Origin of the sequence: Dyella sp. (genome assembly GCF_035508675.1) — a bacterium.
In the GTDB taxonomy this organism is placed as follows: domain Bacteria; phylum Pseudomonadota; class Gammaproteobacteria; order Xanthomonadales; family Rhodanobacteraceae; genus Dyella_B.
This window is the reverse complement of sequence record NZ_DATJMN010000029.1, coordinates 25,254-31,253: the sequence shown is the minus strand read 5'-3', so window position 1 is coordinate 31,253 and position 6,000 is coordinate 25,254. Positions and strand designations below refer to the sequence as shown.

Genomic DNA, 6,000 nt, shown 5'->3' with positions numbered 1-6,000 from the left:
ACGGTAAGGGAAGCATTCGGCACTGCGACATGCCAAGCTCCGCCGATTAACGCTAGGCTACCCCCGCTCATCCAAAGGGGAGTCACCATGAAGATCGCTGTACGCAGCATCAAACCCGCCCTGCTCACCCTGCTGCTCAGCCTGAGCGGTGCGGCATTGGCCATGGACGGCACGCCGAAGCCGCAATACCCCAACTACCCCAGCGAAACACCGGCGCAATTCAAGCCGGCCACCGAGAGCTTCGACTACATCGAGCGCGACGTGAAGATTCCGATGCGCGACGGCGTGAAGCTCAACACGGTGATCCTGATTCCCAAAGGCGCGCATCACGCCGGTATCGTACTTACGCGCACGCCATATGACGCGAAGGAACTCACCCATCATGTGATGAGCGGCCACCTTGGCCCGATGCTGGAAGGCTACGACAACGCCACCGACGTGATCGTGGAAGACGGCTATATCCGCGTGATTCAGGACATTCGCGGCAAATACGGTTCCGAAGGCGATTACGTGATGAACCGGCCGGTGCATGGCCCGCTCAATCCGACCCCTGTCGATGACGCCACCGACACGTACGACACCATCGACTGGCTGGTGAAGAACGTGCCGGAGTCAAACGGCAAGGTCGGCACCATCGGCATTTCCTACGACGGCTTCGAACCGCTGATGTCGCTGGTGAACCCGCATCCGGCGCTGAAAGTCGCCGTACCGATGAACCCGATGGTGGACGGCTGGATGGGCGACGACTGGTTCCATCATGGCGCCTTCCGCCAGCAGAACATGTCTTACATCTACGAACAGACCGCCAGCCGCGACAACAGCTACAAGTGGTGGACCAGCTACCACGATGAATACGACCTGTTCATGCATTACGTATCCGCCGGCAACATGGGCAAGCAGTACGGCATGGAGCAGCTGGGCTTCTGGAACAAGGTGACGGCCCACCCTGCCTACGATGCGTTCTGGAGCGAGCAGGCGGTCGACAAGGTACTCGCCGCGCAGCCGCTGAAAGTGCCGACAATGCTGGTGCACAGCCTGTGGGACCAGGAAGACATCTACGGCGCACTCGCCGTGTATCGCGCCATCAAGCCGAAGGACACCCGCGGCGACATGGTGAAACTCGTGATGGGCCCCTGGCACCACGGCCAGGAAATCGAGGAAGGCAGCTCGCTCGGCGCAATCCGCTTCGGCAGCGACACGGCCAAGTATTTCCGCGAGCACATCCTGCGTCCGTTCCTGGCGCAGTACTTGAAGGACGGCGCACCCAAGGCGGACATCGCGCCGGTCACGGCCTATCAAACCGGCAGCAATCAATGGCAGCGCCTGAGCCATTGGCCGCTGGCCTGCGAACAAGGCTGCGCCGCCAAGAGCCGCCCACTGTATCTGGAGGCGGACAACAAGCTCGGCTTCCGGGCGCCCGGCAACGGTAGCACCTACGACGAGTATGTCTCCGATCCGGCCCACCCCGTGCCGTTCCGCGCCCGTCCGATCCAGCCGATCGGCTACGACAACGGACTCACCTGGCCGCAATGGTTGGTGGACGATCAGCGCGAAGCCTCCGGCCGCACCGACGTGCTCACCTATGTCTCCGATACGCTCACCCAGCCGCTGGTCATCGCCGGCACGCCGGTGGTGCATCTGGTGGCATCGACCAGCGGTACGGACAGCGACTGGGTGGTGAAGCTGATCGACGTCTACCCCGACCAGGTAGCCGAGCAGCCGGAAATGGGCGGCTATCAGCTGGCCGTGTCGATGGATATCTTCCGCGGCCGTTATCGCCAAGGCTACGACAACCCCAAGCCGCTCGCCGCCAATCAACCCCTGGCCTACCGCTTCGACCTGCCCACGGCGAACCACGTGTTCCTGCCCGGCCACCGCGTGATGGTGCAGGTGCAATCGAGCTGGTTTCCGCTGTACGACCGCAACCCGCAGACCTTCGTACCGAATATTTTCTTTGCCAAGCCGGCGGATTATCAGAAGGCGACGCAGCGGGTTTATCACTCGGGGGATCAGGCGAGTTACATATCGCTGCCGGTGATAGGTGGCTGAGCAATCTGTAGGCTGGGGTGAACGCACGTGAACCCCAGCATCGCCATGCCTATGTCGACGGATGTTGGCGTTCGCATGGTTTCCCCCCGCGCGCGCGTTGCCATCGCCCGCGAGGGGCTTCCACCCGCGCCCCCATTGGGTGTAGAACCGACCTTACCCGTTCCTTATCGACCGGTCGGCGCATGAGCGACAGCACATTTCTTATTCGTCTGGCCGAGGATGACGACGACTTCATCCTCGGCCTGGTTCCACGCTTCGTGGATTTCAACCTGCCTGCCTGGCGCAAGCGGCACGAATGCATCGAAGGTATCCGCAAGGACCTCAGCCGGCATCTGGATGACCAGCCTTCCAACAGCTACGTGTTCGTCGCCGAGAACGACGACGGCGATCGCGTGGGCTTCATCCACCTGCAGAAAACGCAGGACTTCTTCACTGGCCGCCACAACTGCCATATCTCCGACCTTGCCGTTTCGCCGCGTCACGAAGGCCAGGGCGTGGGCAAGGCGCTGATCGAGCATGCCGAGGAATGGGCGCGCGAGCATCAGTGCCAGTTGGTGACGCTGGCGGTATTTCCCGGCAATGAACGCGCCAAGGCGCTGTACGAAGCAGCCGGATTCAATCTCGACCTGCTGCGCATGGCCAAACCGGTGCATTGACTGCCTTACTCCCTCTCCCCGTCTTTGATCCATAACGGGGAAAAGGAAATGGTATGCGTCGAAGCATGCCTTATGTCACTGCCTCCATCGACCAAGACACGCTGTGCTGGCAGCTCGAACACGAAGGGGCAAGCGATGCAAGGGGAACAGGACGGCAACCAAACGATGACGCGCCGTGACTTGCTGCGCCTGATCGGGCTCAGCGCAGGCGGCGCGGCGATGTATGCAGCCATGGACAGACTGGGTTTTGCGGGTGCATCACCCTACCGGGGCACGCCCGCGCTGCAAGCTGCGCCGCGCGGCACGTCCGTGCTGATCTTGGGCGCAGGATTGGCCGGCATGGTGGCGGCGTATGAGTTGCGCCAGGCCGGCTACCAAGTGCAGGTGCTGGAATACAACGCACGCCCCGGCGGCCGGAACTGGACACTGCGTGGCGGCGATACGTACACCGAACTGGGCGGCTTCACCCAGCATTGCCAGTTCGAGCGCGGCCTGTACGTCAATCCAGGCCCATGGCGCATTCCTTATCACCATCGCGGCCTGCTCGATTACTGCAAGAAACTCAACATACCCCTCGAACCCTTCGTGCAGGTCAACTACAACGCGTATCTGCACAGCACCAAAGCCTTCGGCGGCAAGCCGCAGCGCTATCGTGCCATCAACGCAGACTACCGCGGACACGTCGCGGAATTGCTGGCCAAGGTTACGCAGCAGGGCAAGCTCGACGCGCAGGTCACCAAAGAAGACCAGGCCGTGCTGCTCGACTCGCTGCGCCAATGGGGCGCGCTGAACGAAAACTACGCCTACGCCGCCGGCACACGCGCCAGTCGTCGCCGCGGCTACGACAAGGAGCCCGGCGGCGGCTTGTCGGCCAAGCCACTGGATTCGCAACCGCTGCAACTGCACGATGTGCTCAGTTCGCACCTGTGGTCGGGCCTCACCGACGGCGAGAACTACGAATTCCAGACCACCTTGTTCCAACCCGCCGACGGCATGGGTCGCATCGGCGAAGCGTTCGGGCGCCAACTGGATGGCGTCATCCGCTACCACGCCAAAGTCACCGCCATTCACCAGGACGCGCACGGCGTCACAGTCAGTTACGACGACGCGCGCCATCCGGGCGACGCGCAAACAGCACGCGCAGACTGGTGCCTCTGCACCATTCCGCTATCCATCCTCAGCCAGATTCCCATCAACGTGAGTGCGCCGATGGCCGCGGCGATCGGCGCCGTACCGTATGCCGCATCCGTGAAAGTGGGCCTGCAATTCAAGCGCCGCTTCTGGGAGGAAGACGAAGACATCTACGGCGGCATCACCCTGACGGATCTGCCGATCAACACCATCAGCTATCCGAACTACGACTTCAATCGCAAGGGCAAAGGCGTGCTGCTCGGTGCTTATCTGTATGGCCTGGACGCGTATCAGTTCACCGCCATGTCGCCCGAGGAACGCGTTCGCCGAGCCGTGGAATACGGCAGCCAAATCCATCCGCAATACAACACGGAATTCGAAAACGGCGTCGCGGTGGCGTGGCATCGCGCGCCGTTCACGCTCGGCTGCTTTGCCACCTGGACCGACGAACTGCGCGCGCAGCACTACGACAATCTATGCCAGATCGATGGGCGCATCGCGTTGGCAGGCGAACATGCCTCCTATCTGCCGGCCTGGCAGGAAGGCGCGGTGACCTCCGCGCTGGATGTGATCACCCGGCTGCATCAGCGCGTGATGGCAGGAGGCACAGCATGAAACGGTTGTTTTTCATCCCCGTGCTATGGCTTGCCGTGGCGAGCTTCGCCGCGGCGCAATCGCCCGACCACGCGCTCTACACGTACGACTCGATCAATCATGCGAACGGCGAAGCGATCTTCCACGCTATCTGCCAGGGCTGCCACATGCCCGACGCCAAAGGCGCGAGCGGCGCCGGCAGCTATCCCGCGCTGGCAAACAATCCCAAGCTCGTTTCACCGCAATACATGGCCGCAGTGATCCTGTTCGGCCGGCACGACATGCCCTCGTTCGTGGAGCGGCCGCCGGATCGCAAGAATTTCTTCAAGGACACCATGCTCACCGATGCGCAAATCGCCGAGGTGGTGAATTACGTACGCAGCCATTTTGGCAATCACTACAGCAACAGCATCACCGCGGCGGATGTGGCCGCGATGCATCCCGGTGGCCGGGCACCCGCAAGGTGAATGCTCCGAACTTAAGCCAGAATCGAGTCGTGTAGATACTGGTGGTGAGCGTATGCGAACCCCAACGTCGCCATGCACATGGATCGCGATGTTGGGGTTCGCTGCGCTCACCGCCAACGAAGGATCACGCTATGTCCTTAAGTTCGGAGCATTGCCCGCAGGCTGGGATTTGCTCCGACATACAAGTGGCGCACAAACAAAATCCCCCGTTCCGGAGAACGGGGGATGATGTGTCTTGCGAGCCGCTTCGAACGATCAGTTCTTGGTGGCGTTCGCCGCTTCGGCTTCCTCGCGCTGGGCCAGACGCTGGCCGACGCGATCGATGTTCATCAGCGACAAGAGGTGGGCGTAGATCCAACCCAGGGTGCCGTCGGTGAGGAAACGGTGCGTGGTTGCGGCATCGAGCTTGCGCAGCTTTTCCTCGCTGACCACGTACAGGCCATTGAGGTTGATCACGTTGCCGTTGCGTTCCAGGCGAATGTTGCGCGGCTCGAGCAGGTCGTACTTGTGCAGGTCTTCCATCAGCTGCTTGGTGCGCGCGACGTGCTGCTGGAATTCGCCGAGGAAGGTCACGGCGTTCTTCAGCATGTCACTTTCGCTGCCGTCTTCCTTGAACAGGCGCTCGCCTTCGGCGCTGTTGAAGCCTTCATAGGCTTCGTCGAGGAACACGGTGAAGTCGTCGCCTTCCGCACCCGGCGGCTTTTCGGCCAGCACGAACGGATAGCGGCGCACGAAGGCCGGGATGTACACGTTCGGCGCCCACTGGCCGGTGCCATCCAGGAACAGGTTTTCGTTCTGGCGCAAGCCCAGCAGGGCCATCGGGCCGGCGCTGGTCTCGTCGGGGCCGGCGAACAGGATCGGGATGTCGCGCGCGGCGACCGGGAATTCCGTGCAGGTCAACGGCACGGAGTGCACGTTGTGCGCGAACTTGAGGTTTTGCAGCCCCTTGATGCGCAGATCCTTGTGTACGGTGCGGTTGAGCGGAACCGGGCGCTCGTAGAAAAGTACTTCAGCCACGTTACTTACCTCTGCCCCGCCGTGCCGGGGTCGCCACCCACGGCTCCCCCTCCCAAGCCCGGCGTCGGGACTACGGATGAACAGCC

The 6,000-nt window shown here is 62.1% G+C and carries 5 protein-coding genes; 4 read left to right on the top strand and 1 reads right to left on the bottom strand.

The features are described from left to right. Positions 1-87: 87 nt before the first annotated feature. The 4 genes from VMA74_RS01655 (at position 88) to VMA74_RS01640 (ending at position 4,897) form a co-directional block, all read left to right on the top strand. Complete coding sequence (locus VMA74_RS01655; RefSeq protein WP_325364176.1) at positions 88-2,049, top strand: CocE/NonD family hydrolase; 1,962 nt, start codon at positions 88-90, stop codon at positions 2,047-2,049. A gap of 182 nt (positions 2,050-2,231) precedes the next feature. Next, a complete protein-coding gene (locus VMA74_RS01650) occupies positions 2,232-2,705 on the top strand; it encodes a GNAT family N-acetyltransferase (RefSeq protein ID WP_325364174.1) in 474 nt (157 codons plus the stop codon). 135 nt (positions 2,706-2,840) lie between these two features. Beyond that, positions 2,841-4,451 (top strand): flavin monoamine oxidase family protein, encoded by a 1,611-nt coding sequence (locus VMA74_RS01645; protein WP_325364172.1) that lies wholly within the window; start codon positions 2,841-2,843, stop codon positions 4,449-4,451. After that, positions 4,448-4,897: a cytochrome c gene (locus tag VMA74_RS01640; protein WP_325364171.1), complete on the top strand. Its 450-nt coding sequence runs from the start codon at positions 4,448-4,450 to the stop codon at positions 4,895-4,897. The genes VMA74_RS01645 and VMA74_RS01640 overlap by 4 nt, the downstream gene beginning before the upstream one ends. Positions 4,898-5,152: 255 nt before the next feature. Here the strand turns inward: VMA74_RS01640 and VMA74_RS01635 are convergent, their stop codons facing one another. Next, positions 5,153-5,914: a SapC family protein gene (locus tag VMA74_RS01635; protein ID WP_325364169.1), complete on the bottom strand. Its 762-nt coding sequence runs from the start codon at positions 5,912-5,914 to the stop codon at positions 5,153-5,155. Positions 5,915-6,000: the final 86 nt, after the last annotated feature.

Bases quoted from the DNA above. Each gene is read 5' to 3' on its own strand.
- VMA74_RS01650 (WP_325364174.1), top strand. From the start codon at position 2,232: ATGAGCGACAGCACATTTCTTATTCGTCTGGCCGAGGATGACGACGAC.
- VMA74_RS01655 (WP_325364176.1), top strand. From the start codon at position 88: ATGAAGATCGCTGTACGCAGCATCAAACCCGCCCTGCTCACCCTGCTG.
- VMA74_RS01645 (WP_325364172.1), top strand. From the start codon at position 2,841: ATGCAAGGGGAACAGGACGGCAACCAAACGATGACGCGCCGTGACTTG.
- VMA74_RS01640 (WP_325364171.1), top strand. From the start codon at position 4,448: ATGAAACGGTTGTTTTTCATCCCCGTGCTATGGCTTGCCGTGGCGAGC.